Source organism: Acinetobacter rongchengensis, assembly GCF_003611475.1.
Taxonomy (GTDB): domain Bacteria; phylum Pseudomonadota; class Gammaproteobacteria; order Pseudomonadales; family Moraxellaceae; genus Acinetobacter; species Acinetobacter rongchengensis.
The window spans coordinates 1-365 of record NZ_RAXT01000215.1; the positions used below are offsets into that span (position 1 = coordinate 1).

Below are 365 nucleotides of genomic sequence, written 5' to 3' on the forward strand. Positions count from 1 at the left end.
TGGCACTGTTGCAAATAACCACGAATGGTAAGCTGAAGACTGTTTTAGCTAAAGGTGCAGCATATGAATCCTTTCCATGGTCGGCATTTTCAGGGCGAAATCATTCTTTGGGCTGTGCGCTGGTATTGTAAATATGGCATTAGCTATCGTGAACTGCAGGAAATGCTGGCCGAACGGGGTGTGAATGTTGATCACACGACTATTTACCGTTGGGTTCAACGTTATGCTCCTGAAATAGAAAAACGTTTACGCTGGTATTGGCGTAATCCTACAGATCTGAGCTCGTGGCATATTGATGAAACCTATGTAAAAGTGAATGGACGATGGTCTTATCTGTATCGTGCAGTCGATCAACGTGGCGATAC

At 44.4% G+C, this 365-nt stretch carries 1 pseudogene; it reads left to right on the forward strand.

Features of this window, described 5'->3' with window-relative positions:
* Nucleotides 1-63: 63 nt before the first annotated feature.
* Nucleotides 64-365 (forward strand): annotated as a pseudogene (locus D7V20_RS19595) (IS6-like element IS1006 family transposase); the annotation flags it as partial.